Source organism: Aliikangiella litoralis (assembly GCF_052495765.1).
This window is the reverse complement of record NZ_CP199292.1, coordinates 990081-1015176: the sequence shown is the minus strand read 5'-3', so window position 1 is coordinate 1015176 and position 25096 is coordinate 990081. Positions and strand designations below refer to the sequence as shown.

The 25096-nt window shown below is 38.1% G+C and carries 40 protein-coding genes; 9 read left to right on the top strand and 31 right to left on the bottom strand.

Going from position 1 to position 25096, the window contains the following annotated elements:
- Positions 1 to 63: 63 nt before the first annotated feature.
- Together ACT5E3_RS04450 and ACT5E3_RS04445 are read right to left on the bottom strand one after the other, a co-directional pair.
- On the bottom strand, positions 64 to 342 hold the full coding sequence (locus ACT5E3_RS04450; protein WP_444997105.1) for a hypothetical protein: 279 nt from the start codon (positions 340 to 342) through the stop codon (positions 64 to 66).
- A gap of 142 nt (positions 343 to 484) precedes the next feature.
- Positions 485 to 1963 (bottom strand): S41 family peptidase, encoded by a 1479-nt coding sequence (locus tag ACT5E3_RS04445; RefSeq protein ID WP_444997104.1) that lies wholly within the window; start codon positions 1961 to 1963, stop codon positions 485 to 487.
- A 285-nt stretch (positions 1964 to 2248) separates the two neighbouring features.
- Between ACT5E3_RS04445 and ribA the strand changes: the two genes are divergently transcribed.
- The 8 genes from ribA to phaR all read left to right on the top strand — a co-directional run bounded on the left by ribA (position 2249) and on the right by phaR (position 9260).
- Complete coding sequence (ribA, locus tag ACT5E3_RS04440) at positions 2249 to 2845, top strand: GTP cyclohydrolase II (protein ID WP_444997103.1); 597 nt, start codon at positions 2249 to 2251, stop codon at positions 2843 to 2845.
- Between the two features lie 59 nt (positions 2846 to 2904).
- The gene (gene pepB, locus ACT5E3_RS04435) at positions 2905 to 4206 is read left to right on the top strand and encodes an aminopeptidase PepB (RefSeq protein ID WP_444997102.1); all 1302 of its coding nucleotides are present in this window, start codon (positions 2905 to 2907) and stop codon (positions 4204 to 4206) included.
- A gap of 22 nt (positions 4207 to 4228) precedes the next feature.
- A complete protein-coding gene (pcnB, locus tag ACT5E3_RS04430; protein WP_444997101.1) occupies positions 4229 to 5581 on the top strand; it encodes a polynucleotide adenylyltransferase PcnB in 1353 nt (450 codons plus the stop codon).
- Between the two features lie 9 nt (positions 5582 to 5590).
- Complete coding sequence (gene folK / locus ACT5E3_RS04425; protein WP_444997100.1) at positions 5591 to 6103, top strand: 2-amino-4-hydroxy-6-hydroxymethyldihydropteridine diphosphokinase; 513 nt, start codon at positions 5591 to 5593, stop codon at positions 6101 to 6103.
- Entirely contained in the window at positions 6100 to 6756 is a 657-nt protein-coding gene (locus ACT5E3_RS04420; protein WP_444997099.1) for a deoxynucleoside kinase, read from the top strand. The genes folK and ACT5E3_RS04420 overlap by 4 nt, the downstream gene beginning before the upstream one ends.
- A 31-nt stretch (positions 6757 to 6787) precedes the next feature.
- On the top strand, positions 6788 to 7588 hold the full coding sequence (panB, locus tag ACT5E3_RS04415) for a 3-methyl-2-oxobutanoate hydroxymethyltransferase (protein WP_444997098.1): 801 nt from the start codon (positions 6788 to 6790) through the stop codon (positions 7586 to 7588).
- Between the two features lie 20 nt (positions 7589 to 7608).
- Positions 7609 to 8457 carry a pantoate--beta-alanine ligase gene (gene panC / locus ACT5E3_RS04410; RefSeq protein ID WP_444997097.1) on the top strand — a complete coding sequence of 283 codons (849 nt, stop codon included), beginning with the start codon at positions 7609 to 7611 and terminating at the stop codon, positions 8455 to 8457.
- A gap of 368 nt (positions 8458 to 8825) precedes the next feature.
- Complete coding sequence (phaR, locus tag ACT5E3_RS04405) at positions 8826 to 9260, top strand: polyhydroxyalkanoate synthesis repressor PhaR (protein ID WP_444997096.1); 435 nt, start codon at positions 8826 to 8828, stop codon at positions 9258 to 9260.
- 53 nt (positions 9261 to 9313) lie between these two features.
- Here the strand turns inward: phaR and ACT5E3_RS04400 are convergent, their stop codons facing one another.
- The 3 genes from ACT5E3_RS04400 to ACT5E3_RS04390 form a co-directional block, all read right to left on the bottom strand.
- The gene (locus ACT5E3_RS04400) at positions 9314 to 10060 is read right to left on the bottom strand and encodes a DedA family protein (RefSeq protein WP_444997095.1); all 747 of its coding nucleotides are present in this window, start codon (positions 10058 to 10060) and stop codon (positions 9314 to 9316) included.
- Positions 10061 to 10531: 471 nt separating this feature from the next.
- Positions 10532 to 10939, bottom strand: a complete 408-nt coding sequence (locus tag ACT5E3_RS04395) for a helix-turn-helix domain-containing protein (protein ID WP_444997094.1) — start codon at positions 10937 to 10939, stop codon at positions 10532 to 10534.
- 12 nt (positions 10940 to 10951) lie between these two features.
- Positions 10952 to 11215, bottom strand: a complete 264-nt coding sequence (locus tag ACT5E3_RS04390; RefSeq protein WP_444997093.1) for a hypothetical protein — start codon at positions 11213 to 11215, stop codon at positions 10952 to 10954.
- A gap of 334 nt (positions 11216 to 11549) precedes the next feature.
- Here ACT5E3_RS04390 and ACT5E3_RS04385 point away from each other — a divergent pair, with 334 nt between their 5' ends.
- Positions 11550 to 12326, top strand: a complete 777-nt coding sequence (locus ACT5E3_RS04385) for a prolipoprotein diacylglyceryl transferase (RefSeq protein ID WP_444997092.1) — start codon at positions 11550 to 11552, stop codon at positions 12324 to 12326.
- A gap of 7 nt (positions 12327 to 12333) precedes the next feature.
- On the opposite strand, the gene rplQ is transcribed toward ACT5E3_RS04385, so the two are convergent.
- The 26 genes from rplQ to rplD form a co-directional block, all read right to left on the bottom strand.
- Positions 12334 to 12735, bottom strand: coding sequence for a 50S ribosomal protein L17 (rplQ, locus tag ACT5E3_RS04380; RefSeq protein WP_444997091.1), 402 nt, complete (start codon positions 12733 to 12735; stop codon positions 12334 to 12336).
- 148 nt (positions 12736 to 12883) lie between these two features.
- Entirely contained in the window at positions 12884 to 13870 is a 987-nt protein-coding gene (locus ACT5E3_RS04375) for a DNA-directed RNA polymerase subunit alpha (RefSeq protein ID WP_444997090.1), read from the bottom strand.
- A 19-nt stretch (positions 13871 to 13889) separates the two neighbouring features.
- A complete protein-coding gene (rpsD, locus tag ACT5E3_RS04370; protein ID WP_444997089.1) occupies positions 13890 to 14510 on the bottom strand; it encodes a 30S ribosomal protein S4 in 621 nt (206 codons plus the stop codon).
- A 26-nt stretch (positions 14511 to 14536) separates the two neighbouring features.
- Positions 14537 to 14923, bottom strand: a complete 387-nt coding sequence (gene rpsK / locus ACT5E3_RS04365) for a 30S ribosomal protein S11 (protein ID WP_142941391.1) — start codon at positions 14921 to 14923, stop codon at positions 14537 to 14539.
- 5 nt (positions 14924 to 14928) lie between these two features.
- Positions 14929 to 15285, bottom strand: coding sequence for a 30S ribosomal protein S13 (gene rpsM / locus ACT5E3_RS04360; RefSeq protein ID WP_444997088.1), 357 nt, complete (start codon positions 15283 to 15285; stop codon positions 14929 to 14931).
- A gap of 141 nt (positions 15286 to 15426) precedes the next feature.
- Positions 15427 to 15540 carry a 50S ribosomal protein L36 gene (gene rpmJ / locus ACT5E3_RS04355; RefSeq protein WP_142941389.1) on the bottom strand — a complete coding sequence of 38 codons (114 nt, stop codon included), beginning with the start codon at positions 15538 to 15540 and terminating at the stop codon, positions 15427 to 15429.
- Positions 15541 to 15569: 29 nt separating this feature from the next.
- Positions 15570 to 16910, bottom strand: a complete 1341-nt coding sequence (gene secY / locus ACT5E3_RS04350; RefSeq protein WP_444997087.1) for a preprotein translocase subunit SecY — start codon at positions 16908 to 16910, stop codon at positions 15570 to 15572.
- Between the two features lie 21 nt (positions 16911 to 16931).
- Complete coding sequence (rplO, locus tag ACT5E3_RS04345) at positions 16932 to 17369, bottom strand: 50S ribosomal protein L15 (RefSeq protein ID WP_444997086.1); 438 nt, start codon at positions 17367 to 17369, stop codon at positions 16932 to 16934.
- Positions 17370 to 17371: 2 nt separating this feature from the next.
- The gene (gene rpmD / locus ACT5E3_RS04340; RefSeq protein ID WP_444997085.1) at positions 17372 to 17557 is read right to left on the bottom strand and encodes a 50S ribosomal protein L30; all 186 of its coding nucleotides are present in this window, start codon (positions 17555 to 17557) and stop codon (positions 17372 to 17374) included.
- A 3-nt stretch (positions 17558 to 17560) separates the two neighbouring features.
- Positions 17561 to 18067, bottom strand: coding sequence for a 30S ribosomal protein S5 (gene rpsE / locus ACT5E3_RS04335; RefSeq protein WP_444997084.1), 507 nt, complete (start codon positions 18065 to 18067; stop codon positions 17561 to 17563).
- 10 nt (positions 18068 to 18077) lie between these two features.
- Positions 18078 to 18431 carry a 50S ribosomal protein L18 gene (gene rplR, locus ACT5E3_RS04330; protein ID WP_444997083.1) on the bottom strand — a complete coding sequence of 118 codons (354 nt, stop codon included), beginning with the start codon at positions 18429 to 18431 and terminating at the stop codon, positions 18078 to 18080.
- A 9-nt stretch (positions 18432 to 18440) separates the two neighbouring features.
- On the bottom strand, positions 18441 to 18974 hold the full coding sequence (gene rplF, locus ACT5E3_RS04325; RefSeq protein WP_444997082.1) for a 50S ribosomal protein L6: 534 nt from the start codon (positions 18972 to 18974) through the stop codon (positions 18441 to 18443).
- Positions 18975 to 18987: 13 nt separating this feature from the next.
- Positions 18988 to 19383 carry a 30S ribosomal protein S8 gene (gene rpsH / locus ACT5E3_RS04320; RefSeq protein ID WP_444997081.1) on the bottom strand — a complete coding sequence of 132 codons (396 nt, stop codon included), beginning with the start codon at positions 19381 to 19383 and terminating at the stop codon, positions 18988 to 18990.
- Positions 19384 to 19400: 17 nt separating this feature from the next.
- Positions 19401 to 19706, bottom strand: coding sequence for a 30S ribosomal protein S14 (gene rpsN, locus ACT5E3_RS04315; protein ID WP_444997080.1), 306 nt, complete (start codon positions 19704 to 19706; stop codon positions 19401 to 19403).
- A 10-nt stretch (positions 19707 to 19716) separates the two neighbouring features.
- The gene (gene rplE, locus ACT5E3_RS04310) at positions 19717 to 20256 is read right to left on the bottom strand and encodes a 50S ribosomal protein L5 (protein WP_444997079.1); all 540 of its coding nucleotides are present in this window, start codon (positions 20254 to 20256) and stop codon (positions 19717 to 19719) included.
- A 29-nt stretch (positions 20257 to 20285) separates the two neighbouring features.
- A complete protein-coding gene (gene rplX, locus ACT5E3_RS04305; protein ID WP_444997078.1) occupies positions 20286 to 20603 on the bottom strand; it encodes a 50S ribosomal protein L24 in 318 nt (105 codons plus the stop codon).
- Positions 20604 to 20614: 11 nt separating this feature from the next.
- Positions 20615 to 20983, bottom strand: coding sequence for a 50S ribosomal protein L14 (gene rplN, locus ACT5E3_RS04300; protein ID WP_353874050.1), 369 nt, complete (start codon positions 20981 to 20983; stop codon positions 20615 to 20617).
- A gap of 127 nt (positions 20984 to 21110) precedes the next feature.
- Positions 21111 to 21371: a 30S ribosomal protein S17 gene (gene rpsQ, locus ACT5E3_RS04295; protein WP_444997077.1), complete on the bottom strand. Its 261-nt coding sequence runs from the start codon at positions 21369 to 21371 to the stop codon at positions 21111 to 21113.
- The gene (gene rpmC / locus ACT5E3_RS04290; protein ID WP_444998579.1) at positions 21371 to 21580 is read right to left on the bottom strand and encodes a 50S ribosomal protein L29; all 210 of its coding nucleotides are present in this window, start codon (positions 21578 to 21580) and stop codon (positions 21371 to 21373) included. Before rpmC ends, rpsQ begins: the two co-directional genes overlap by 1 nt.
- On the bottom strand, positions 21580 to 21987 hold the full coding sequence (gene rplP / locus ACT5E3_RS04285) for a 50S ribosomal protein L16 (RefSeq protein ID WP_444997076.1): 408 nt from the start codon (positions 21985 to 21987) through the stop codon (positions 21580 to 21582). Before rplP ends, rpmC begins: the two co-directional genes overlap by 1 nt.
- An 11-nt stretch (positions 21988 to 21998) precedes the next feature.
- Entirely contained in the window at positions 21999 to 22691 is a 693-nt protein-coding gene (gene rpsC / locus ACT5E3_RS04280) for a 30S ribosomal protein S3 (protein WP_444997075.1), read from the bottom strand.
- 11 nt (positions 22692 to 22702) lie between these two features.
- Positions 22703 to 23038: a 50S ribosomal protein L22 gene (gene rplV, locus ACT5E3_RS04275; RefSeq protein WP_444997074.1), complete on the bottom strand. Its 336-nt coding sequence runs from the start codon at positions 23036 to 23038 to the stop codon at positions 22703 to 22705.
- Positions 23039 to 23044: 6 nt separating this feature from the next.
- Positions 23045 to 23320, bottom strand: coding sequence for a 30S ribosomal protein S19 (gene rpsS, locus ACT5E3_RS04270; RefSeq protein ID WP_444997073.1), 276 nt, complete (start codon positions 23318 to 23320; stop codon positions 23045 to 23047).
- 11 nt (positions 23321 to 23331) lie between these two features.
- Positions 23332 to 24159: a 50S ribosomal protein L2 gene (rplB, locus tag ACT5E3_RS04265; RefSeq protein ID WP_444997072.1), complete on the bottom strand. Its 828-nt coding sequence runs from the start codon at positions 24157 to 24159 to the stop codon at positions 23332 to 23334.
- A gap of 17 nt (positions 24160 to 24176) precedes the next feature.
- On the bottom strand, positions 24177 to 24470 hold the full coding sequence (gene rplW, locus ACT5E3_RS04260; RefSeq protein ID WP_444997071.1) for a 50S ribosomal protein L23: 294 nt from the start codon (positions 24468 to 24470) through the stop codon (positions 24177 to 24179).
- The gene (gene rplD / locus ACT5E3_RS04255; RefSeq protein WP_444997070.1) at positions 24467 to 25084 is read right to left on the bottom strand and encodes a 50S ribosomal protein L4; all 618 of its coding nucleotides are present in this window, start codon (positions 25082 to 25084) and stop codon (positions 24467 to 24469) included. The genes rplW and rplD overlap by 4 nt, the downstream gene beginning before the upstream one ends.
- Positions 25085 to 25096 lie beyond the last annotated feature (12 nt).

Here is a 25096-nt window from a genome sequence, read left to right as displayed (position 1 = left end):
TTGATGGAATCTATTTATATTATTTTGACATAAAAAACAAAATCAATATAACATAATTAAAAATTAACGAATTGGCCTGAGTCGGGTTAATTCATCTGCTGCAGCATCTTCTTTACGCTTTGTTTCCTGACTGCTCGTATTTTCTTCAGAGGCATCATCTAAACTCCAGCCCCGTAGCTGAGCCTTTACTTTAGTGGCCGCATTTCCCATAGCTTCATTATTTAGCTGAGCAAAACCATTCATTAAGATAGTTAATTGCTGGCGATCTCTATCATCGGTATAAGGCACTTCGTTAATCTGGTGTAAAAGCTCTTCTAATCTTTCCGTTACCCACTTGGCCATCAAACCGTCCTCTTAAATTAGTCATTTGTATGAAAATAAAGTAATGCATAAGCTAAGCATAGATAAGTTCCTATCAATTAAATTCATACCTACTTATTTAAAGTATAGCTATCATTCTCTATTTTACCTAAAACTAAAGTAACTAACGCTCCGCCTCACGCAATGCACTGTTAAGAACGGGATCAACCCTACCGCTAATTTCTTCAACTGTACGAGAGATCTCTTCTTGAGGCTTTATTAACTCATTCTCACCAGCAGATAAGAAGTCAAACCGCATTGCAGGTAAAGTTGCAATGAGCTCTGTATGCGGTAATTTTATCTCAATGGGGTAAGCGAATTGATATTGAGCAAAACTACCTGTTTTTTCACCAACCGTTTTTGCAAGCTTGTAATAATTAATACTAGCAACAAATGAACTACACGCTGAATAACAAAAACCGTTAGTAAGCACCCACACCTTTTTGGGTTTATATCCACCATATGGTTCAACAGGCTCTAGATTTAGGGTGATAGTATCACCAAGATCTCCCCACCAAATAGAATGCTGCAATTGATCTGTCCATTCCAAAGGTAACCATTGGAGCCCCCATTTATACTTATCAGCTCTACGTTTACGTGTACGGCTTATATGATTATCTTTTAGCTCTTCACTAATTTTTATGATGCCTTGCTGTGCCCAATAGACAGGCTTGTCTGTTAAACGGCTTAATAAGTTTTTTAAATTTTCAGAAAGACCACCTTGGTTATACCTCATATCGATAATTAAATTGTCCACTCGACCTGTTGCCATAGTGTTAAATTTATCCTCTAAAAACGCCTCAAAAACTTCAGGTACCTCATTAAAATCATTTAACCAAAGCAATGAGGTTGAAACGGTCAATTGGGAAAAGCCGTAATAAGATTGCTTATCTGAAACATTTTTTTTCTTTTTAGGAAACGGTAGGCCTTTTAAACGCTGACTAAATACTTTACCTTGCCAAAAATACTGTAGTTCGAACTCTTTATTAACCTGGCCCATACTTGCTAACAACCAAGCAAAACTCAGCTGGATTCTTCGGCTTTGGCCAGCTTTTGTCTCTTTTGCGGTTACTGAACGCATTGATTTCAATAAATAACTAATCGGAGCCTGATTAATAGATACTAACTTAGCACCTACTGGAACTACGGGTTGATCGGAAAGATCAGCTGCCACATAAACACTATCTTGTTCAACTAATACCGCCAATGGAAACAACCCATCATTTTGTTGATGGTTATATTCAGGTAAATTAATGAAACTATGTACATCTCTTAAACTAGCCAATAGAGGAGCAATACGAAAGTAAAATTCAGCCTTTGACATTGGATAGGTTAACGATGCTTTTACTTGATTGAACAAGTTCTCAAAATCACTTTTATGGATTCGAGCAAATGGTTCTGGATGGATAGCGACTAATTTTCGCTTTAAAAAATCAAGCTCTTCTCGTAATAAATCAGGGCTAATTTGTGTTGATGATACCGCTATAAGCGGCACCTTTTTATCAAGTAAATCACTCTCGCTAGTGCTACGATTAATAGATGCACAACCGACTAACCCTAACCAACCAACAATGATGAATATTGAACGAAACGATACACCCATAAAGTTCAGCATTAATAACAAGTAATTAAATGGTAATACGAAGATTGTACCTAGCTCGCTTATATTTGAGAACGAATTATTCTAAAAATCAGGACATAATTGCTAGGGTGTGTTGATCTTTACATTGTTTGAATGTCTTATTTTCACCTCGTCCAACCTTCATATTTTAGCCTCTAAGCCATGAAGATAGCGGATTAACCCATATTAATCCTTTGAAAGATAAGCTAAAATACCCCCACATCTTGTCAACCTTGAAGAAAATTCAGGTATTTTTAGATTTTTATAATGAGCAATTCAAAAACTATTAGCGCTAAACTTCCTACTAAATGGGGCGACTTCACCATACACTCCCTTGAAAAGTTTTCTGATGACAAGGAACACATTGCGTTAGTAATGGGCGACTTAACCGAGCAAGAGCCCGTCTTAGTCAGAATCCATTCTGAGTGCTTAACGGGTGACGCTTTTTCCAGTTTACGTTGCGACTGTGGGCCTCAATTAGATGCAGCAATGCAAAAAATAGCAGAAGAAAAGCGTGGCGTTATCGTTTATCTACGTCAGGAAGGCCGAGGAATTGGCTTAATCAATAAAATAAAAGCTTACGCTTTACAAGATGACGGTCTAGATACTGTAGAAGCCAATATCAACCTCGGTTTTAAAGCTGATCAACGTAATTTCAAAGTTGCGGCCGATATGCTTAAACACCTCAATGTCAACAAAGTATCTTTGATGACAAACAACCCCAGAAAAGTTGCAGCATTAGAAGCAGCCAATATAGAAGTTGTTGAACGAGTTCCGTTAAAATTTGGTCGTAACCCACATAATGAAAGCTACCTTTTAACTAAGCATGGAAAATTGGGACATTTATTAGATGATAATGATTAACTCGATTATTCCACTCATCGTACATAAGATTACGCATTAAAAATAAGGAACCAGTCAATATGAAGCAATCATTTCAAGTACTTCTTTCATCATCAAAAATAGATAATATCTGGGGAGAGAATTCAAGTTTATCCTTTGATGAAACAGGAGCAACCATCCACATTGAAAGCTTCGTTGATAACCTGTCTAGTATGGAAAAAATCCAAAAAGCGGCTCGCTCAATAGCTCAAATGAAAGTGCCAGAAGTGACTCTGGTAGGTGAATGGCCTCTTGAAGCTCAATGGCATTTTTGGCAAGGTTCATTCGAACCCAAAAAGTCACTTAATATTAATTTTGCTGAGTTGCCAGTAGACGAAACGCAAACTTTGGAAAGTAGAGTTAAAGTTCATACTTGGGTGCGTCAAATTATCAATCAAACACCAGAAGAGCTATCGCCTATAGGTCTGGCGACAGAAGCTGGTGACTTTATTAGCCAACTAGCACCAGACTTAATCAATTATAAAATTATAAGCGGGAAAGAGTTAGAAGAAAAAGGGTATGTCGGTATTTTTGGTGTAGGTCGAGGAAGTACTCGCCCACCAGCACTATTAGAACTGGATTTTTGCCCTAAAGGTCACTCAAACAAATCACCAGCGGCAGCTTTGGTAGGAAAAGGGATCACCTTTGATAGTGGAGGCTATAGCTTGAAGTCATCTGTAGGTATGCTTCATATGAAATCAGATATGGGTGGTGCAGCAACAGTAGCAGGCGCGCTAGCACTAGCAATAACAAGTGGGCTTAATCAAAGAGTCAAGTTATACCTATGCTGCGCTGAGAATCTAGTAAGCGGCCATGCTTATAAATTAGCAGATATCCTAAAATACCGTAATGGCGTATCCGTTGAAGTGGTTAATACCGATGCAGAAGGTAGACTGGTATTAGCAGACGGGTTAATCGATGCATCAGAGTCTGGAGCACCAATAATAATAGACGCGGCAACCTTAACTGGTGCTGCAATGGTTGCTGTGGGTTCGGATTATAATGCTCTTTTTAGCATGGATGATGAACTTGCAGCGCAATTTATTTCAATAGCAGAATCAGAAAAAGACTTAGCATGGCGTTTACCTCTTACAGCCAACCATCGTAATAATTGCCCTTCAGCTTATGCTGATACAGCGAATAGTAGGCCAATGCCTGGTGGTGGTTCAGGTGCAGCAAGTAATGCAGCAGGTTTTTTATCTCGCTTTGTTAGCACACCTGAAACAGGCTGGTTACATGTAGATTTAGCTGCCTGCTTTAAAGATTCTGGAGATAGCTTGTGGTCAGCAGGTGCAACGGGGCGAGGTGTGAGAAGCATTGCAGCTTTTTTAAACCAATTATAAAAATAATGATACCGTACACTCAATGATAACTAAAATCTGGCAACGGCTGACCAATAAGAAGTCAGCCAAGCATCCATCAACTCCACTTGTGGTAACGCGTGATAAACATAATATTTCACGTAATAAGATCAGTAAAAGTGCATTAAAAGTTCTCTACAGGCTGAATGATGCTGGGTTTGAAGCCTTTCTAGTTGGCGGTGGAGTACGAGATATATTATTAGGCCTTTCACCTAAAGATTTTGATATTGCTACAAGCGCAACACCAGAGGAAGTTTGTAAACTATTCAAAAATAGCCGTCTAATTGGGCGACGCTTTAAACTAGCTCATGTCCTTTTTGGCCGAGAGGTTATCGAGGTTGCAACATTTCGCGGTGACCATACCAGCTCAAGCTCCAAACATGCTGTAACAAGTAAACAGGGGATGTTAGTTAGAGACAATGTTTATGGCAACCTTGAACAAGACGCTTTTCGACGCGACTTTACAGTTAACGCACTATATTACTCAGCAAAAGATTTTACTTTACTTGATCATACCGGTGGGCTCGAAGACCTTAAAGCGAAGCAAATGAGATTAATTGGCGATCCAATTACCCGCTACCAAGAAGATCCTGTAAGAATACTTAGAGCTATCCGCCTATCTTGCAAACTCAACTTATTAATAGAACCTAAAACAGCCGCCCCTATTGCTGAGCTATCAGAAATGCTCGAACATATTTCTGCTGCTAGACTATGGGATGAATCTAACAAGCTTCTTTTATCAGGTTATGCAGAAAAAACTTGGCATCAATTATGTCAGTATGATGTCGCAAGACATTTATTTGCACAAACCTGCCAATCTCTCAATCAAAATAACGCTGAAGAATTTAATGCTTTTATTCAAGCTGCCTTAGTTAGCACAGATAAACGCATTGACCAAAAACAACCCGTTACTCCAGCGTTTTTATTTGCCGTATTTTTATGGCAGCCGCTACAAGACCTTACAACAGCACTAATAAGTAAAGGGACAGTTCCTTATGAAGCCAGCCAGAAAGCAGCGGCCAGGGTACTCGATATACAACGCAAATCAATTGCAATTCCCAAAAGGTTTTCAATCGTAATCAAAGAAATATGGAGTTTACAATTCCGTTTAATGAACCGGAAAAAACGTAATATTGATAGTTTAATTCAACATCCAAAATTCAGGGCAGCCTACGATTTTTTATGCCTACGTGCATTAGATAACGATGAATTAAAAGAATTAGCCAAATGGTGGACTGACTTTCAAAATGGCATACCAGAAGAACGCAACAAACTGATCAAATCAGTATATCAACCTCACACAGGCCGCTCTCGGAAAAAACGAAAACCTCGCAAAAAAACTCAATTTAAGGAATAGAAACTAAATATGGAGTTGTATGATTCATCAACCAGTCAATACAAAAACCATGCTTTTATCGGGATAGGTGCAAACCTCAACAATCCTAAAAAACAAGTTAAACAAGCATTCATACTTTTAAATGACATAGTAAAAACTCAACTTGTTAAAAACTCAAGTTTGTTTTTAAGTGATCCTATGGGTCCACAAGATCAAGATGATTACGTCAATGCAGTAGCTCTAATATCGACTGATTTAGAACCTTTTCATTTACTCGAAAAGCTACAAGAAATAGAACATAAGCAAGGGCGAGTTAGAAAACAAGAACGATGGGGCCCAAGAGTATTAGATCTTGATTTACTCTTATACAATGATAACATCATTGATCATCCTAAGTTAAAAGTACCCCATTACGGAATGCATGTAAGAAACTTTGTTATTATGCCTTTAGCTGAAATTGCCCCAAACTTGAAATTACCCGATGGAACGACAGTTCAATCTTTGTTAAAGCAAATTGATAAGAAAGGGATCAGAATATTATGACTAATAATACACATAATAGCAGCAACAACTTTATTACAGTTGAAGGACCTATTGGTGTAGGTAAAACAACTTTAGCTAAAAAATTAGCACAGTCATTAAGCGGTGAACTGCTACTCGAAGGCGCAAGTGAAAACCCTTTCTTAGAGAAGTTTTATCAAGATCCTAAGTCAGGCGCACTGCCAGCACAACTTTATTTTTTGTTTCAACGCACTCAACAACTAAAACAACTTATCCAAACTGATATGTTTATTACTAATAGAGTTGCAGATTATTTAATGGAAAAAGATCGGCTCTTTGCACGAGTGACTTTAGACAAAGATGAGCTGAATTTATACGAACAAGTATACGACAATTTAACAATTGATGCTCCAACTCCCGATTTAGTTATTTACTTACAAGCACCTGTCGATGTGTTATTAAAACGTATTCGTAGTCGAGGTCTGAAAATGGAGTTCTCTATTACTGAAGAATACTTAAATAAACTTTGTAATGCCTACACAGATTTTTTCCATTATTATGATGCATCGCCATTACTTATTGTTAATGCATCAGGAATAGACTTAGTTAATAATGAACAAGATTATCAACAGTTATTAGAACGAATTGAAAATACATCAAGCGGAAGACATTATTTCAACCCAACTGTAATTTAATTATTGTCAATTTATTACATAGAGATCTCTCATGAAAAAACAAAATTTACATACAATATTATCGTTAAAAAAAGAAGGACTCCCGATAACAATGTTAACGGCCTACGACTCATCTTTTGCGAAATTAATTTCAGAGTCCGGTGTTGAAGCTATTTTAGTAGGAGACTCTCTTGGTATGGTAATGCAAGGCAATAGCAGCACAGTTCCTGTTACAATGGAAAATATGATTTATCACACTCAATGTGTAGCAAAAGGCAATCAAGGCGCCTTTATTATTAGCGATTTACCATATATGTCATATAGCACTCCAACACAAACATTATCAAATGCAGCTAAGTTAATGCAAGCTGGAGCGAACATGGTTAAATTAGAAGGTGGAGATTGGTTACTTGAAACAATTACCCAACTCACAGAAAGAGGTGTTCCAGTTTGCGCACATCTTGGCTTAACACCTCAGTCAGTTGATATTTTTGGTGGCTATAAAGTTCAAGGAAGAGAATCAAAAAGTGCTGAACAAATGCTAAAAGATGCCGAATCAATAGAAAAAGCGGGTGCAAAAATGATTGTTTTTGAGTGCATTCCACAACAACTAGCTAAAGCAATTACTAAACAATTAAATATTCCGACTATAGGCATTGGAGCAGGAAAAGATACAGATGGTCAGGTTTTAGTACTACAAGATATGCTAGGTTTAAACCCAGGTTTTAAGCCTTCTTTTGTTAGAAACTTTATGCAAGATACAAAGACTAATTCAATTGAAGACGCGATTAAACTTTATGTATCTGAAGTAAAAAATAGAAATTTTCCTACTAACGAACATTCATTTAATTAAATAGCTAATTTAAAACTGATATGAACATTATTCAAGATCCCCTTTTACTTCAAAATGAACTACTAAAGTTAAAGCGTAGAGGAAAAAAAATTGGTTTTGTACCTACCATGGGAAATTTACATGAAGGACACCTTTCACTGGTAGAACTAGCCAGACAACATAGTGATATTGTAGTTAGCAGTATATTTGTTAACCCCATGCAATTTGGCCCTAATGAAGATTATGATAATTATCCAAGAACTTTAGAGGCGGATAAAAGCAAGCTTAAACAATACAATGTTGATTTTTTATTTACACCAACCAATGAAATTATTTATCCATTCGGAAAAGAGCAACACACCTCTGTTCAATTAAATCGATTAACCAATAAACTATGTGGTGCAAAACGTCCCGGTCACTTCAAAGGAGTAACCACTGTTGTCAATATTTTCTTTAATATAGTTCAACCCGATATTGCAGTCTTCGGCAAAAAAGATTACCAACAGTTTTTAATCATTCAATCGATGGTTAGTGATTTAATGATGCCAATAAAAATAATTGGAGCAGAAATAAAAAGAGAGAAAAATGGTTTAGCACTAAGCTCTCGCAATCAATATTTGACTGAAGCACAAAAAGATTCTGCCAGTTTATTACAACAAACAATCAAAGAAATAGCTGAAAATATCAAACAAGGTGACAGAGCGTATAGTGAATTAATTGAAAGAGCAAAACATACTCTTCTAAGTTATAACTTTAAAGTAGATTACCTTGAAATTGTCAAACAATCAGATTTAGAAGCGGCATCGCCTAGTGATAATTCAATATTAATTGCCGTTGCTGCATGGTATGGCAGCCCTAGATTAATTGATAACTTAGAAATCAATTTATAGTATTTGCCTATGCACAGCCCGCACTAAACATATGTATTTTCTAATATGAAAGAACAGTAGCCTCTGCTTCTAAGTTATAAATATAACTCTAATTAATTGCCTTTAATTATATAATTTTTTTTTATGTAGCTATACTTACTATTAGAATATGAGCAAACATTATTAATAACGCGATATTGATTTTCTCTAATAAAATATTGCATCTCAATTAAATAACTAATGCATTATTATTCGCTTTTTTGTTGTCATGCAGCAAGTGTTCTTGCTACACTGAATTCGTTTAGATTTCAAATAATAATATAACCTAAGCAATTTTGCTCTCCACAAGCAAAACTCAAAAGGTACAATAAACAAAGGATCAAGCCACTATGTCGGAAATAAGAGTTATAAAAAAATACCCAAACCGCCGCCTCTATGATACCCAAATAAGTAGCTATATCACCTTAAATGATGTCAAAAAATTAGTCATGTCCTATAGTGACTTTAAAGTTATTGATGCTAAATCAGGTGATGATTTAACTCGCAGTACCTTAATGCAGATAATTTCTGAAGAAGAAACCCTCGGCCAACCTCTTTTAACAGCAGAAATTCTAAAAGAATTTGTTCGCTTCTATGGTGACTCGATGCAAGCTATGATGAGTCGTTTTTTAGAACATAGTATCAAGCACTTTATGGAGCGTCGAGCAGGCTTAAAAAGCCCTTTAAACACGATTCTAGGGGCAAACCCTGTCTCTTTGATGCAAAACATTGCGGAACAGAACATGGACTCCTGGAAATCAAAATCTGGCATAAATCCAAAGTAGAAAAACAGTTAATTCAACATATTTTGGATTAATAAAGGGTCTATTAGCAATGGCTAAAACTTATTCCATAATATACCCAAAATTTGGATAAGCAGATTCCAATAAGGCGAAAAACTGAATATAACAAGCATTGTGACTGCAAGGCTCCAGGCCAAGCTTACTTTGAGCAAATCCAAATGAGTAGATAATGACTCCTTTTGGGCTTTCAAATACTTTCTGGTCAAATTAATTGCAACACTAACCATAATAGCAATTAGTATACAGATGAAAATTAGATGGTATCCGACTTCTTTTTCTAAAGAAAAAGCAGCGCCAATTAATATCCCTGGAATTAAATAGAGAGGAGCCCAAAGCAATCCAGAAATAATGTTAACCCAAAAAAAAGTACGCCTCTTCATTTCTGATATGCCTGCAATGAGGGGAACAACAGCTCTAGTTGGACCAAAAAATCTCCCCAAAAATACACCACTAATGCCATGCTTATCAAAAAACTGACGGCATGTTTGAATTATTTCTTGGTGTTTAGCGACAAAACGCCAGGTCAGAATCTTTTCATGATAATGATATCCTAACAAAAAGCTCATGTACTCACCTATTACAGCTCCCAAATAAGCAGCAATTAAAATAGGATAAAGAGAAAGAATATCAGCCCCAATCAATGTTCCTATTCCAACTAATAGCACCCAACCAGGGATTAATAATCCTAGAATAGCGACTGACTCAAGTAGTGCCACTATAAACACAATTAATGCAGCCCATTGACTATTTTGCTCAATAAATAAAAGTAATGATTCTGTCATATTTTACTGCTAATAGTTTGTAGTCAAAATTTGAAAATCCACACATTATTTTATTTCAAGTGTGACTATAGAGTGACAGATTGTGCATCAGCTAGAAGTAATGCTCAATCATTATATTTGAATATACAATTTTTAAAGGACATCTTTTTAATGAAAAATAAGCTTCGATGATTTTACTACTCACAAACTAATCATTTAAAGTTTCATTGAAATAATAATTAGAGTTAAAAAATTGAACTTAATATTTTCAAAATACACAGTGATTTTATCTACACTTAGTAGCGATTAGAAATCAATTAAAACTGTTAAGCATAAAAAATATCAATAGTCACAAATAAAATTACAAAAACAAATCCAGCTTAAGTAACCGGATTTTTTTTAGGGGTATATATTCGAAAAAAAACAATAAATATTGAAGAGGATTTTAAATGAAAACCGTGAAAGAAAAAATCTTTCACGGTTAAAAAATTTTTATGCGTCTATAAAAACATTCGGTGAAACATTAAACTTTTTAGCAAGCTCTTTAACATGTCTTAAAGTTAAAGTTCGTTTACCACTAAGTATTTCTGAAACAACTCCTTGGCTACCCACTTCTTTTAACTCGGACTGTTTAATACCGTGAAGCTTAATTAAATAACGCAAAGCAAGTAAGGCTCCACCTTGATTTTCCAGCAGTGAAGTTCCTTCATACTCTTTAGCCGCCCTTGCCATAGCCTTTATTAAACCTGATAAAGGGCTATTCGGACGATTTTCAACTAAAGTCATAGCATCGCGAAGATTAACTAATAACGTTTCGTAGTCTTCTTGGCTCTTCGGCGTATCAATAACCGGTGAAACAAGATTCCAATGTTGTACTGCTTTTTCTAGTGACTCGTGCATATCCATGCCCTCCTAATGATTACCAGGCTTTATTTCTTCAATGTAAGCAATTTGTGATTCGAAATTTATTAATGTGTGAACGAGCAGTGTCGTTTCAGGTATTGGGAATTTGTACTGATAGTTAAATCCACGCATGTCGCCAAATGTTTCACGTAACTCCTGCTCAGAAAAAAAGTCAGAATTACCGATAATTTGGAGCCACCCGTTTAAGTGATTATGAGCAGCAGGATAACGAACCTGAGCATCTTTCATCCGATTTACAGCGACAACTTTCACTTTAACCCTCCTTGTTTTTAATGTGTTTGACTAGTCTATTATTTATCATTTTTGAAATAATTAAGTACTAGTTGTTAGAAGATATTTGAATTAATTTATTGAGTAAGAAAATAGTCTATTAAGAGTAAAATTTCAAATGACAAAGCTTTAAAAATTACTTTTTCCTCTCAAAATTAGACTTGTTTCAAATAAAACATGTTTTTATTATCAACCATTAATAAATAATTGCAACTAATAGCGACAAAGAAATCTAAATAAAAAAATTTAAAGAACAACATTTACATAAGAAAATAAAAAACCTAAACTAGCTTTTTATCTTTAAACAAAGACTTACATGTTTCCTTACTTATATCAATCGACTGATCTGACCATTGGAACCTATGGAGTTATGTTGGCTATCGCCTACCTAATTGGCCGACACATTTATACAAACCGTCTTTTATCAATATCAAAAAATATAAATACCGAATTACTTATTCTTAGTTTACTTATCTTTGGAGTTGTCGGAGCAAAACTAATGTTCTTACTAAAAAACCCAGAAGAAGGTGCTTTGACAAGCTGGGAAACAATTAGTTCAGGAAGTGGCTTTTCAAGTCAGGGTGCAATATTTTCTGCCATAATAGTCGTCGTAATTTTTTCCAAATTCAGTAAAGTGAAATTACATATTTTGTTAGATAACGCAGCACCTGCCGCAATCTTAGCTTACGCAATTGCAAGAGTAGGATGCTTTTTAGCTGGGGATGAATGTCATGGAATTCAATCGGACCTTCCTTGGGCTATGAGTTTTCCAAATGGAATAAAAAAAGCACTTGTACCAGTTCATCCTGTTCCTCTATATGAAATTTTCTATTCTTTAATTATTTGGCAGTACATTAATCATTTAAGCCAAAAAGGCAGTAAACCTTATTATATGTTTTTTAGCCTATTATTTTTGTGGGGAGTTTGTCGTTTTTTTATTGAGTTTGTCAGTACAAACCCAATAAAATTATTAGGCATGTCTGGTTCACAATTCGGTGCTTTAATAATGTTTATTTGTGCCAGTACTTTTTTCATTTCTAGTTATTTATACAGCCATAAAAAAGCCGGGATAAACCCGGCTAAAAACTCTTAATCTAAACTTAATCTTCTTCTACTGCCTCAATCTCATCTTCTTCATCGATGATAGGCCGATCAACTAACTCAACATAAGCAACAGGCGCTTTATCACCAGCTCTAAAGCCAGCTTTAATGATACGCAAGTATCCTCCTGGACGCTCTTGATAGCGTGGACCCAACTCATCAAATAACTTACCAACAGCAGCTTTACTACGAGTACGAGAAAACGCCAACCGACGATTTGCCACTGTATCTTCTTTAGCTAAAGTAATTAACGGCTCAACTACTCTACGCAACTCCTTAGCTTTTGCGAGTGTAGTTTTAATTAATTCATGCTCAACCAAAGACACAGACATGTTTCTAAACATTGCTTGACGATGGCTAGAATTTCTATTTAACTGACGACCACTATTACGATGACGCATTTTATAAATACCTTTAATTCACTTATCAGCCTTCAATAGTACTGATATTTTTTAGTTTATGTTATTAAGCAAGTAAAACTTGCTGAGTAAAAAAGAGAAAACCTTATTCAATGAATAAGGTTTTTTCAAAATGTCATACCACTACAGCTTAAGCGTCTTCAAGAATACTAGACGGAGGCCAGTTTTCTAAACGCATGCCAAGTGATAAACCTCTAGAAGCTAAAACATCTTTAATTTCAGTAAGAGACTTTTTACCTAAATTAGGTGTTTTAAGTAACTCTACCTCCGTACGTTGAATCAAGTCACCAATATAGTGAATATTCTCAGTCTTAAGACAATTAGCACTTCTTACAGTTAATTCTAAATCATCAACAGGACGCAACAAAATAGGATCAACTTCAGGTTCTTGAGTCTCAGGCTCAGCCTGTTTCTCATCTTTCAAGTCAACAAAAGCAGTTAATTGCTGCTGAAGAATGGTAGCACAACGTCTAATCGCTTCTTCAGGTTCAATGGTCCCATTTGTCTCTAAATCAATCACAAGCTTGTCAAGATTGGTTCGCTGTTCAACACGAGCAGAATCAACAACATAAGAAACTCTACGAATAGGACTAAATGAAGCATCTAGCTGTAGACGCCCAATAGTCATATCTTCATCTTCATTTTTCTTACGTAGTGCAGCAGGCTCATAGCCGCGACCTTTTCTAACAATCAAACGCATACTTAACGAACCTTTTTTCGTTAATGTTGCAATGTGATGCTCAGGATTAACAATTTCTACACCAGCTTGCTCTTCAATATCTGCTGCTGTAACTGGACCTTCCCCGTTTTTCTGAAGAATTAACGTCGCTTCATCCTTATCTTCTAATTTAATTGCTAAACCTTTAAGGTTTAGCAAAATATCGATGACGTCTTCTTTAACACTTTCTATAGTAGTGTATTCATGAAGTACGCCGTCAATCTCCACTTCAACTACCGCACAACCGGGCATTGACGAAAGTAAAATTCTGCGAAGTGAGTTTCCTAATGTATGTCCAAATCCTCTTTCGAAAGGCTCTAGTACAACTTTAGCTTTTCTCTCACCTTGATTTTCCACTTTAATCTGACGCGGAGTCAGTAGTTCAGTGACATTGCCCATATATAATCCTCTTCAAGTATTACTTGGAGTATAATTCCACTATTAGATTTTCATTGATGTCGGATGGTAAATCAGTACGCTCAGGCGTAGCTTTGAAAGTCCCTTCCATCTTTTTCTCATCAACTTCAACCCAAACTGGACGTTCTTTTTGTGATGCTAATTCTAAAGCTGCAACAATACGAGCTTGAGTTTTAGATTTCTCACGAATAGAAATTACGTCAGAAGCAGCAACTTTATACGATGGTATATTAACCAATTTGCCATTAACTAAAATAGCCTTATGGCTTACCAACTGGCGAGCTTCTGAACGAGTAGAACCAAAGCCCATACGATAAACGACATTATCCAAGCGTGATTCTAGTAGTTGTAGAAGGTTTTCACCCGTTGCACCTTTTAGACGAGCAGCTTCTTTATAATAATTTCTGAATTGCTTTTCTAATACGCCATAAATACGACGTACTTTTTGTTTTTCACGTAACTGAAGTCCATAATCTGAAAGACGTGAACGTCTTGCACCATGAACACCAGGAACTTGATCGATTTTACATTTATCCTCAATAGCACGAACGCCGCTTTTCAGCATTAAATCTACGCCTTCACGACGTGCTAACTTGAGTTTAGGTCCGATATATCTTGCCATCTTTTTGTCTCCAGCAGTACCTAAAGTTACACGCGTCGCTTTTTGGGCGGACGACAACCATTATGCGGGATAGGAGTAACATCAGTGATGTTAGTAATCTTAAATCCAGCATTATTTAATGCACGAACAGCCGATTCACGACCAGGGCCAGGACCTTTAACGAATACTTCCATATTCTTCATGCCCATTTCCTTAACCATTTCAGCTACTCGATCCGCTGCTACTTGAGCAGCAAATGGTGTACTTTTACGCGAGCCTCTAAAACCAGAACCACCAGCAGTAGCCCATGCTAACGCATTACCTTGACGATCAGTGACAGTCACAATAGTGTTATTGAATGACGCATGAATATGTGCCATACCATCAACTACGTGCTTTTTGACCTTTTTACGAGAACGAGGTGTCTTTGCCATAGTTGCTATCTCTTAATTGGTTTACGCGGACCCTTACGAGTACGAGCATTGGTTTTGGTACGCTGTCCACGGACAGGAAGACTTCTTCTGTGACGAATGCCACGGAAGCAACCTAAATCCATCAAACGCTTAATATTCATAGAAACTTCGCGTCGTAAATCACCTTCAACGGTAAATTTAGCAACTTCACCACGTAGTGACTCAATTTCTGCTTCGGCAAGATCTCTAATCTTGCGACTTTCTTCGACCTTTGCATTCGCACAAATTTGCTTTGCACGAGTACGGCCGATTCCGTAAATTGCGGTTAACGCAATTACCGAATGCTTATTAACTGGAATGTTAATACCAGCGATACGGGCCATCTAACTAACTCCCAAATTTCAGTTTCAACTACTACCTGCCACAAAAAGGCGCGACATCATAGCGCTGAAACGATTAAAAATCAACCTGTTAATGTAATTTGTAATCTCTCTACAATGAGATATGTTAAGGAAGTTCCTCAATTAACCCTGACGTTGTTTATGTCGGGGATCGGAACAAATAACTCTTACACTACCGTTTCTGCGAATTACTTTACATTCACGGCACATTTTTTTAACAGAAGCTCGAACTTTCATTGTCGTACTCCAAAACGCTAAGGTACTATTTACCGAGTAGTTCCGGTTGTACCATAGTTCTTAAAATTTGCCTTTTTCAGTACTGACTCGTAATCACGAGAGATTAAATGCGCTTGAACTTGTGACATAAAATCCATAATAACCACAACAATAATCAATAATGAAGTTCCACCGAAGTAGAAAGGCACTTGCCAAAATAAAATCATAAACTCAGGTAGTAGACACACAGCTGTAATGTAAAGTGCGCCAACTAACGTTAATCGAGTCATAACTTTATCAATGTATTTGGAAGTTTGTTCACCAGGACGAATCCCAGGAATAAACGCTCCAGATTTTTTGAGTTGATCTGCTGTATCACGCGGATTATAAACTAATGCGGTATAGAAAAAGCAGAAAAACATAATACCCGCGCCATAAATTAAAATATAGAGAGGGTTGCCTGGCTGCATTTGCTGAGCAATATTTTGCAACCATAATAAATCTTCACCTTTACTTGCTCCAATCCATTGAGCAATAGTACCAGGGAACAAAATAATACTTGATGCAAATATTGCAGGTATAACACCAGCCATATTAACTTTTAGAGGTAAGTGCGATGACTGTGCTTGATACATTCTGCGACCTTGTTGTTTCTGTGCATAATTAACAACAATTCGTCTTTGCCCTCTTTCCATGAAAACAACAAACGCTGTAACTAACAAAACCACAGAAAAAACCAGCAGTAGCGCCAGTACATTCAGGTCACCTTGTCGCGCTTGTTCAAATGTATTGCCAACTGCGGTTGGTAACCCAGCCACAATACCAATAAAAATTAGAACAGAAATACCGTTACCAATTCCTCTTTCGTTAATTTGTTCACCTAACCACATCAAAAACATAGTTCCAGTAACTAAACTAACAATTGCACCAAAATAAAAGCTAAAGCCAGGATTAGGTACTAAACCTGGCATCAAATTAGGGAAATTAGTCGCAATACCAATAGCTTGTAAACAAGCAAGGAAAAACGTCAAATATCGGGTGTATTGATTAATTTTACGTCGACCAGCTTCACCTTCTTTTTTGATCTCTTGCAACTTAGGCTCAACAAAACTCATCACCTGCAAAATAATCGATGCAGTAATATAAGGCATGATACCTAAAGCAAAGACACTAGCTCTTTCTAAAGCACCTCCAGAAAATACGTTAAAAAGCGCTAGAATAGTACCCGACTGTTGATCCATTAATTGTGCTAAAACATTAGCGTCAATTCCTGGTACAGGTACAAATGATCCTAAACGAAAAATAACAATAGCAGTCAGTACAAACAACAAACGTTGTTTGAGCTCTGTTAAACCGCCGCCTGATTTCTTTTCTACTGGAGCTTTAGCCATTTTTTATATAAACCTTGCTTCTTACGCTTGAACTTTCCCACCGGCTGCTTCAATCGCTGCTTGCGCACCTTTTGAAACTCGCACACCATCACCGATATTAAGAGCTCGATCAACAGTGCCAGATAACATTACTTTAACCTGAAGGATATTCTTATTAATTACACCAGCCGCACGCAACGATAACAGGTCAACTGCATCGCCTTCAACTTTGTTTAATTCACCTAAACGAACTTCAGCAGATACTAACGATTTACGTGATTTAAAACCAAATTTTGGTAAGCGTTGTTTCAAAGGCATTTGACCGCCCTCAAAGCCTGGCTTCACTTTTCCGCCTGAACGAGACTTTAAACCTTTATGACCACGACCGCAGGTTTTACCTAAAGTAGAACCAATGCCGCGTCCAACACGTTTTGCTGCCTTTCTCGAACCTTCAGCGGGACTTAGAGTATTCAATCTCATGATTACTCCTCCACTCGAATCATATAATTAACTGTATTAACCATACCTCTAGTAGAAGGTGTGTCCTCTACCTCTACAGTATGGCCAATTCGACGTAAACCCAACCCCATTAAGCACGCTTTATGGTTTTTTAGTCGACCACTAGACGATTTGGTTTGAGTAACTTTCATATAAGTTTTCTTAGCCATGGTTTACTCCATAATTTCGGCAACTGACTTACCACGCTTAGAAGCAACAGATTCTGGAGAGAACATGTCACCTAAACCGCGGATAGTTGCACGAACAATATTAATAGGGTTGGTAGAACCAATGCTTTTTGCCAATACGTTTTCAACACCAACAACTTCAAAAACAGAGCGCATTGCACCACCAGCAATTATTCCTGTACCAGGAGATGCTGGTTGCATATAAACTTTTGATGCACCATGTCTTGCATTGATAGGATGTTGTAATGTATGACCATCTTTTAAGTCAACTTGGATCATATTACGACGAGCTTGTTCCATCGCTTTTTGAATAGCCGCAGGCACTTCACGTGCTTTACCACGACCAAAACCAATTTTACCATTACCATCACCAACCACAGTCAACGCTGTAAAAGAGAAGATACGTCCACCTTTAACTACTTTTGATACACGGTTGACGTTGACTAACTTTTCCACCATACCGTCGGTATTATTTGCTTCTTGTCTAGCCATTTTCTAACCCTTAAAACTGGAGACCATTTTCACGTGCAGAATCAGCCAAAGCTTTTACACGACCATGGTATTTAAAACCAGAGCGATCAAATGCAACATTTGAAACGCCAGCCTTAGTTGCTCTTTCAGCGACTAATGCACCAACAGCTTTTGCTGTTTCTACATTACCTGTCGACTTACCCGCAGAACGAATATCTTTTTCAACACTCGATGCGGTAGCAATTACTTTTCCACCATCTGCAGAAATAACTTGAGCATAGATGTGACGAGGTGAACGATTAACCACCAAACGTACAGCACCAAGCTCCTTCATTTTTACACGACTTTTTGTCGCGCGACGAACTCTTGATTGTTTCTTATTCATGACGTTACCCTACTTTTTCTTAGCTTCTTTACGACGGATAACTTCGTCCGCGTATTTCACACCTTTACCTTTATAAGGCTCTGGTGGACGATAAGCTCGAATATTAGCTGCAACTTGTCCCACAACCTGTTTATCGATCCCTTTAACTATGATTTCGGTGTTAGAAGGTGTTTCTACTGTAATACCTTCTGGCAACTCATAATTAACAGGATGCGAAAAACCTAATGTAAGATCAAGTACCTTACCTTGCGCTTTAGCACGATAACCGACACCAACCAATAGAAGCTTTTTCTCAAAACCTTGAGAAACGCCTGTAACCATGTTGTTTACCAAAGAACGCATAGTACCAGACATTGCCTTAGCACCTTCAATACCTTCACGTCCTTCAAACGTTATTTGGTTATCTTCAACTTTTACATCAACTGAAACATGAACATTTTGTTTCAATTCACCCTTTGAACCTTTAACAGCAATTTCTTGACCCTTAAGATCAATTGTTACGCCTGAAGGTATATTTACGGGATTCTTTGCTACTCTAGACATTTTCGGTTCTCCCTTAAGACACGATGCAGAGAACTTCGCCGCCGTGACCTTCTTTACGCGCTGCACGATCAGTCATAACGCCTTTTGAAGTCGATACGATAGCAACACCTAAACCATCAAGTACACGAGGTAGCTCAGTAGATTTTTTATAAATACGTAACCCAGGGCGACTAACACGTTTAATCGTGTCAATAACAGGTCGACCTTGGTGATACTTTAATTCGATAGATAATTCGGCTTTTCCAGCGTCTTCTGATTTTGCGTGATCAGAAATATAACCTTCTTGTTTAAGTACTTCAGCGATAGACACTTTCACTTTAGATGAAGGCATTGAAACAACTTTCTTGCCTGCTGATTGTCCGTTACGGATACGAGTCAGCATATCTGCAATTGGATCTTGCATGCTCATTATGATTCTCCCAACAATTACCAGCTAGCTTTCACTAAGCCAGGTACATTACCCTTCATCGCTTGCTCACGTAGTTTATTGCGACATAAACCAAATTTACGTAAATAAGCATGAGGACGACCAGTAACACGACAACGATTACGTTGACGCACAGGGCTCGCATCGCGAGGCAACTTTTGTAAAGCTACTTGAGCTTCCCATCTTTCGTCGTCGCTTTTGTTGAGATCAGCAATAATCGCTTTTAGCTCTGCACGCTTTGCAGAATATTTAGCAACTAGTCGAGCACGTTTATGCTCGCGCTGTACCATTGATACTTTTGCCATTATTTACCCCTTAGCTCTTAATTGGGAAGTTAAACGCATTTAAAAGTTCGCGTCCTTCTTCGTCATTAGTGGCGGTGGTCGTGATAGTGATATCCATACCGCGAATCTTATCAACTTTGTCATAATCAATTTCAGGGAAAATGATTTGCTCTTTAACGCCCATGGAATAATTACCACGGCCGTCAAATGACTTAGGATTCAATCCACGAAAATCACGAATACGAGGAATCGCAATAGCGACTAAACGCTCCATAAATTCCCACATACGTTCGCCACGTAGAGTTACTTTTGCGCCAATAGGGTAGTCGTCACGAATTTTAAAACCCGCAATAGATTTGCGAGCTTTTGTAACAACAGGCTTTTGGCCCGAGATTGCTGTTAAGTCATTACAAGCGTTCTCTAGAACTTTTTTATCCCCAACAGCTTCACCCAGACCCATGTTTAATGTGATCTTGGTAATTTTAGGGACTTGCATGACAGACTTATAACCAAACTTTTCTATCAAAGTTTTGATTACATTTTCTTTATAGTGGTCTTGCAGTTTCGCCATTTCTTACACCAACAATATAATCAATGAAATTAATCGACAAGCTCGCCATTCGATTTAAATATTCGAACGCGCTTACCGTCTTCCTGCACTTTAAATCCAACTTTATCAGCTTTACCTGTTTTTGGATTAAATAGTGCAACGTTTGAAATATCCATAGGCGCTTCTTTTTCTACGATACCGCCTTGAATACCCGCTTGTGGGTTAGGACGAACATGCTTTTTCATCATGTTCAAACCTTCCACGACAACTCGGTTTTTTTCGCGAATTACCTTCTTGATTTTTCCGCGTTGTCCATTGCTCTTACCTGTAAGAACGATGACATCATCACCTGTCTTTAACTTTTGCATGTTAAGTTCTCCTACAGTACTTCGGGAGCCAAAGATACGATTTTCATAAACTTGTCACCGCGTAATTCGCGAGTTACAGGTCCAAAAATACGTGTACCAATAGGCTGTAAGTTATTGTTTAGTAGAACCGCAGCATTTCCGTCAAAACGAATCAAAGATCCATCTGGGCGACGAACACCTTTACGAGTTCTTACAACAACAGCATTAAGAACATCCCCTTTTTTCGCTTTACCGCGAGGGATTGCTTCTTTAACGCTGACTTTTATCACATCTCCAATTCTTGCGTAACGGCGGTGTGAGCCTCCAAGAACCTTAATACATTGAACCCGACGTGCGCCGCTATTGTCCGCAACATCAAGCGTAGTTTGCATCTGGATCATTGGTTTTCTCCAATCATTCCCGCTCTATTAATCGACACTCATAAATAGGTGCCACGCAAAAGGAGCGGGAGTATATCATTATTCAATTGATTCAGCTAATGAAAAAATTCGTAAAATACACAAATTATTATTTAGCTTTTTCAACTACCTCAACTAACTGCCAACTCTTCGTTTTAGAAAGAGGTCTGCTTTCAACAACAGTGACAGTATCGCCTAATTTGCACTCATTAGCTTCGTCATGTGCATGTACTTTGGTAGAACGTTTGATGAACTTACCATAAATAGGATGCTTAACCTGACGCTCAACCTTGACAGTAATAGATTTATCCATTTTGTCACTGATGACTTTACCAGTCAGAGTACGCTTAATAACTTTTTGCTCACTCATTAGCTAACTCCTTCTGACGCAGTATTCGCTTTTTGATTCAATACGGTTTTTACGCGTGCAATATCGCGACGTACATTTTTTAGAGTATGAGTCTGGTTCGACTGACCCGTTGCTTTTTGCATGCGTAAATTAAACTGCTCTTTACGCAACTCAAGCAACTCGCCTTGAAGCTCCTCAATACTCTTTTCTTTCAACTCAGAAGCATTCATCACATTACCGTCCGCTTGACAAAAGTTGTTTTAAAAGGAAGTTTAGCAGCGGCTAATGCAAACGCATCACGTGCTAAATCTTCTGCAACACCTTCAACTTCGAACAACATACGTCCGGGCTGAATTTGTGCGACCCAATATTCCACACTACCTTTACCTTTACCCATACGAACTTCTAAAGGTTTTTTAGTAATAGGCTTGTCAGGAAATACTCTAATATAAACTTTACCTTGACGACGCATATGACGAGTCATTGCACGACGAGCAGCCTCTATTTGGCGAGCCGTTAAGCGTCCGCGAGCAGCAGCTTTCAGACCAAACTCACCAAAGCTAACATTGTGATTCACAACGCCACGATTACGGCCAGTATGTTGTTTACGAAACTTCGTTCTTTTTGGTTGCAACATGGTCTATTCCCCTACTTTTTCTTAGCTCGGGAAGGTTTCTTTTTTGGTTTATCTTCAACCACAGCTTGTGGCTGATCACCAAATACCTCACCTTTAAAAATCCAGACCTTAACACCAATAATTCCGTAAGTGGTGGCAGCTTCAGCAGTTGCATAATCAATATCTGCACGTAGAGTGTGCAAAGGTACACGACCTTCACGATACCACTCAGCACGAGCAATATCAGCTCCACCTAAACGACCACTTACTTGAACTTTGATACCTTCAGCGCCAACACGCATAGTGTTTTGTACAGCACGCTTCATAGCGCGACGAAACATAACACGACGCTCTAGTTGTTGTGCAATACCATCAGCAACTAATTGTGCGTCTAACTCAGGCTTACGTACTTGCTCAATATTTATTTGAGTTTGTACGCCAGTCATTTGAGTTACTTTTTTGCGTAGCTTTTCAATGTCTTCGCCTTTTTTACCAATTACAATACCAGGACGAGCCGTATGTATAGTAACTCGTAATGCCTTTGTAGGACGTTCAATATCAATTCTTGATACTGAAGCACGAGACAATTCTTTCATTAGCCATTCACGAATCTGAATGTCACTTGATAAAAAATCCGCATATTCACCGCGCTCTGCATACCAAATAGAGCTATGCTTCTTTACGATGCCGAGACGGATACCATTTGGATGTACTTTTTGACCCATGGATCTTTCTCCTAGTTATCCGAAACTTTAACGGTGATATGACAAGAGCGCTTAAAAATGCGATCTGCCCGGCCCTTGGCACGTGTTTTAATACGCTTCAATGTTGGCCCTTCATCTACACAAATGGTAGATACCTTAAGTTCATCAATATCTGCACCATCGTTATGCTCAGCATTAGCGATGGCAGAATCTAAAACTTTTTTAATTAAGTCAGCAGCTTTTTTATTACTAAACTTCAGCACATTCAAAGCGCTTTCTACCGACATTCCTCTAACCTGATTCGCAACTAAGCGAGCTTTTTGAGGAGAAATACGTGCATGACGTAAAACAGCTTGAGTTTCCATCATATCCTCCTATCGCTTAGCTTTTTTATCAGCAACATGACCTTTGTAGGTACGAGTTGGAGCAAATTCTCCTAACTTGTGACCAACCATGTCTTCGTTAACGAGGACAGGTACATGTTGACGACCATTATGAACAGCAATCGTCAAACCAACCATTTCAGGATAAACAGTTGAACGACGAGACCAGGTTTTAATCGGCTTTCTGTTATTTGAGGCTACAGCATCTTCAACCTTCTTCAACAAATGAAGGTCAATAAATGGGCCTTTTTTAAGTGAACGTGGCACGATTGATTCCTCTATTTACGATTACGGCGACGGACAATTAACTTGTCTGTACGCTTGTTACTACGAGTCTTCTTGCCCTTAGTTGGTACACCCCATGGAGTTACAGGATGTCTACCACCTGAGGTACGTCCCTCACCACCACCATGTGGATGGTCGACTGGGTTCATAGCAACGCCTCGAACAGTAGGTCGTACACCACGCCATCTTGTTGCACCCGCTTTACCGAGTGAACGTAGCATATGTTCAGCGTTACCAACTTCCCCAACTGTTGCACGACAATCAGCTAAGACTTTACGCATTTCGCCACTGCGTAAACGCAATGTTACGTAAGCACCATCTCTTGCAACTAGTTGAACGTAAGCACCCGCACTACGTGCGATTTGAGCACCTTTACCAGGTTTAAGCTCAACACAATGAACTGTAGTACCTACTGGAATATTTCTCATCGGCAAGGTATTACCTACTTTAATAGGTGCATCTTGACCAGATTGAATTTGATCGCCAGCTTTAATACTTTTAGGCGCGATAATGTAACGACGCTCTCCATCAGCATATAAAACTAAAGCAATATTTGCACTTCGATTTGGATCATATTCTAAACGTTCAACTTTAGCCGGAATACCGTCTTTGTTGCGTTTAAAATCGATAACACGATAATGCTGTTTATGACCACCACCAACATGACGAACAGTAATTCGTCCGTTGTTATTACGGCCACCGTTTTTTGATTTTTTCTCCAACAAAGGTGCATAAGGCGCACCTTTATGCAAGTCAGGATTAACCACTTTGACTACAAAGCGACGACCTGGCGATGTTGGTTTAGCTTTCATTAGAGCCATTTTACTTACCCCTTCGCTTACTCGGCGCCTACAAAGTCAATGTCCTGCCCTTCTTGCAGAGACACGTAGGCTTTTTTCCAATTTGAACGACGTCCAGAAATAGCACCAGTCCGTTTAGTTTTACCTTTAACAACAGAAGTTTTTACATTTTCAACTTTAACTTCAAACATTGTTTCTACGGCTTTTTTTATTTCTAGTTTAGTCGCGTTAATTGCCACTTTAAAAACAAACTCACCACGCTCTGCGGCAACACTTGCTTTTTCAGATACATGTGGAGCAAGTAAGATGCTCATGATTCTTTCTTGGTTCATCCCCACATCTCCTCAAATTTTTTCAGTGCATCAACAGTGATGATTACTTTATCAAAAGCAATCAAACTAACTGGGTCGCAGCCTTGTACATCACGCACATCAACTTTATGCAAGTTGCGAGAAGCCAGATACAAGTTCTCTTCAACACTATTGGTGATAATTAGAGCTTCTGATAAACCATATTCAGCTAATTTACTGACCAAGCCTTTAGTCTTTGGTGTTTCTACAGAAAAAGATTCAACCACTAAAAACCTTTCTTGTCTAATTAACTCAGAAAGAATGCACTGCATTGCTCCGCGATACATTTTACGATTAACTTTTTGCGAGTGATCTTGAGGACGTGCAGCAAATGTTACACCACCAGTACGCCAGATAGGACTTCTTATAGTTCCAGCTCTGGCTCTACCAGTACCTTTTTGGCGCCAAGGCTTAGCACCACCGCCACTTACTTCACTACGAGTTTTTTGAGCCTTTGTACCAGCTCTAGAACCTGCCATGTAAGCAACAACAACTTGATGTACTAATGCTTCGTTAAATTCACGACCAAAAGTCACTTCAGATACTTCTACAGCTGATGCTTTTGCATCACCAGTAACAGCTAAATTAATTTCCATTCAACAATCCCC

Bases quoted from the DNA above. Each gene is read 5' to 3' on its own strand.
- ACT5E3_RS04375 (WP_444997090.1), bottom strand. From the start codon at position 13,870: ATGGGCAATGTCACTGAACTACTGACTCCGCGTCAGATTAAAGTGGAA.
- rplR (WP_444997083.1), bottom strand. From the start codon at position 18,431: ATGAATAAGAAACAATCAAGAGTTCGTCGCGCGACAAAAAGTCGTGTA.
- rpsC (WP_444997075.1), bottom strand. From the start codon at position 22,691: ATGGGTCAAAAAGTACATCCAAATGGTATCCGTCTCGGCATCGTAAAG.
- rpmC (WP_444998579.1), bottom strand. From the start codon at position 21,580: ATGAATGCTTCTGAGTTGAAAGAAAAGAGTATTGAGGAGCTTCAAGGC.
- rpsQ (WP_444997077.1), bottom strand. From the start codon at position 21,371: ATGAGTGAGCAAAAAGTTATTAAGCGTACTCTGACTGGTAAAGTCATC.
- ACT5E3_RS04450 (WP_444997105.1), bottom strand. From the start codon at position 342: ATGGCCAAGTGGGTAACGGAAAGATTAGAAGAGCTTTTACACCAGATT.
- ACT5E3_RS04420 (WP_444997099.1), top strand. From the start codon at position 6,100: ATGACTAATAATACACATAATAGCAGCAACAACTTTATTACAGTTGAA.
- rpsK (WP_142941391.1), bottom strand. From the start codon at position 14,923: ATGGCAAAGACACCTCGTTCTCGTAAAAAGGTCAAAAAGCACGTAGTT.
- rplX (WP_444997078.1), bottom strand. From the start codon at position 20,603: ATGCAAAAGTTAAAGACAGGTGATGATGTCATCGTTCTTACAGGTAAG.
- ACT5E3_RS04445 (WP_444997104.1), bottom strand. From the start codon at position 1,963: ATGGGTGTATCGTTTCGTTCAATATTCATCATTGTTGGTTGGTTAGGG.
- secY (WP_444997087.1), bottom strand. From the start codon at position 16,910: ATGGCTAAAGCTCCAGTAGAAAAGAAATCAGGCGGCGGTTTAACAGAG.
- ribA (WP_444997103.1), top strand. From the start codon at position 2,249: ATGAGCAATTCAAAAACTATTAGCGCTAAACTTCCTACTAAATGGGGC.
- rpsN (WP_444997080.1), bottom strand. From the start codon at position 19,706: ATGGCAAAAGTATCAATGGTACAGCGCGAGCATAAACGTGCTCGACTA.
- rplD (WP_444997070.1), bottom strand. From the start codon at position 25,084: ATGGAAATTAATTTAGCTGTTACTGGTGATGCAAAAGCATCAGCTGTA.
- rpsH (WP_444997081.1), bottom strand. From the start codon at position 19,383: ATGAGCATGCAAGATCCAATTGCAGATATGCTGACTCGTATCCGTAAC.
- rplW (WP_444997071.1), bottom strand. From the start codon at position 24,470: ATGAACCAAGAAAGAATCATGAGCATCTTACTTGCTCCACATGTATCT.
- panB (WP_444997098.1), top strand. From the start codon at position 6,788: ATGAAAAAACAAAATTTACATACAATATTATCGTTAAAAAAAGAAGGA.
- folK (WP_444997100.1), top strand. From the start codon at position 5,591: ATGGAGTTGTATGATTCATCAACCAGTCAATACAAAAACCATGCTTTT.
- ACT5E3_RS04385 (WP_444997092.1), top strand. From the start codon at position 11,550: ATGTTTCCTTACTTATATCAATCGACTGATCTGACCATTGGAACCTAT.
- pcnB (WP_444997101.1), top strand. From the start codon at position 4,229: ATGATAACTAAAATCTGGCAACGGCTGACCAATAAGAAGTCAGCCAAG.
- rplF (WP_444997082.1), bottom strand. From the start codon at position 18,974: ATGTCTAGAGTAGCAAAGAATCCCGTAAATATACCTTCAGGCGTAACA.
- phaR (WP_444997096.1), top strand. From the start codon at position 8,826: ATGTCGGAAATAAGAGTTATAAAAAAATACCCAAACCGCCGCCTCTAT.
- ACT5E3_RS04400 (WP_444997095.1), bottom strand. From the start codon at position 10,060: ATGACAGAATCATTACTTTTATTTATTGAGCAAAATAGTCAATGGGCT.
- rplO (WP_444997086.1), bottom strand. From the start codon at position 17,369: ATGAGATTGAATACTCTAAGTCCCGCTGAAGGTTCGAGAAAGGCAGCA.
- rplP (WP_444997076.1), bottom strand. From the start codon at position 21,987: ATGTTGCAACCAAAAAGAACGAAGTTTCGTAAACAACATACTGGCCGT.
- rpsM (WP_444997088.1), bottom strand. From the start codon at position 15,285: ATGGCCCGTATCGCTGGTATTAACATTCCAGTTAATAAGCATTCGGTA.
- rplN (WP_353874050.1), bottom strand. From the start codon at position 20,983: ATGATCCAGATGCAAACTACGCTTGATGTTGCGGACAATAGCGGCGCA.
- rplQ (WP_444997091.1), bottom strand. From the start codon at position 12,735: ATGCGTCATCGTAATAGTGGTCGTCAGTTAAATAGAAATTCTAGCCAT.
- rpsD (WP_444997089.1), bottom strand. From the start codon at position 14,510: ATGGCAAGATATATCGGACCTAAACTCAAGTTAGCACGTCGTGAAGGC.
- panC (WP_444997097.1), top strand. From the start codon at position 7,609: ATGAACATTATTCAAGATCCCCTTTTACTTCAAAATGAACTACTAAAG.
- rplV (WP_444997074.1), bottom strand. From the start codon at position 23,038: ATGATGGAAACTCAAGCTGTTTTACGTCATGCACGTATTTCTCCTCAA.
- rpsE (WP_444997084.1), bottom strand. From the start codon at position 18,067: ATGGCTAGACAAGAAGCAAATAATACCGACGGTATGGTGGAAAAGTTA.
- rpmJ (WP_142941389.1), bottom strand. From the start codon at position 15,540: ATGAAAGTTCGAGCTTCTGTTAAAAAAATGTGCCGTGAATGTAAAGTA.
- pepB (WP_444997102.1), top strand. From the start codon at position 2,905: ATGAAGCAATCATTTCAAGTACTTCTTTCATCATCAAAAATAGATAAT.
- rplE (WP_444997079.1), bottom strand. From the start codon at position 20,256: ATGGCGAAACTGCAAGACCACTATAAAGAAAATGTAATCAAAACTTTG.
- rpmD (WP_444997085.1), bottom strand. From the start codon at position 17,557: ATGGCTAAGAAAACTTATATGAAAGTTACTCAAACCAAATCGTCTAGT.
- ACT5E3_RS04395 (WP_444997094.1), bottom strand. From the start codon at position 10,939: ATGCACGAGTCACTAGAAAAAGCAGTACAACATTGGAATCTTGTTTCA.
- rplB (WP_444997072.1), bottom strand. From the start codon at position 24,159: ATGGCTCTAATGAAAGCTAAACCAACATCGCCAGGTCGTCGCTTTGTA.